At 67.2% G+C, this 509-nt stretch carries 1 protein-coding gene; it reads left to right on the forward strand.

Translation table 11 applies throughout. The features are described 5' to 3' along the window. Positions 1–51: 51 nt before the first annotated feature. Positions 52–509: aldehyde dehydrogenase family protein (locus DQ244_RS19150; RefSeq protein WP_233491736.1), on the forward strand; the 458-nt coding region annotated here is incomplete at its 3' end.

The following is a 509-nucleotide window of genomic DNA, read 5'->3' on the forward strand; positions in this document are numbered from 1 at the left end:
ACGCGTAAGATCGTCGGCAGCGTCAGATGTGTATAAGAGACAGCGACCGAGATGGGCAAGCTGCTCCCCGAGGCCAAGGGGGAGATGGGCATCGTCGTCGACATCTGGAACTACTACGCAGACAACGCCGAGACCTTGCTCGCCGACGAGCCGCTGACCATCCAGGGCGGCGAGGCGGTCATCCAGAAGCGCCCGGTCGGGGTGCTGTTGGGCATCATGCCGTGGAACTACCCCTACTACCAGGTCGCCCGGTTCGCCGCGCCGAACCTGGTCCTGGGCAACACCATCCTGCTCAAGCACGCGCCCAGCTGCCCGAGGTCGTCGGCGGCCATCGAGGCGCTACTGTGCGACGCAGGCCTGCCCGAAGACGCCTACCTCAACCTCTACGCGACCAACGAGCAGGTCGCCGAGATCATCGCCGACCCACGGGTGCAGGGCGTGTCGCTCACCGGGAGCGAGCGGGCGGGGGCCGCGGTGGCCGCAGAGGCCGGTCGGCACCTGAAGAAGGT

Source organism: Blastococcus sp. TBT05-19 (genome assembly GCF_003319095.1).
Lineage (GTDB): Bacteria > Actinomycetota > Actinomycetes > Mycobacteriales > Geodermatophilaceae > Blastococcus.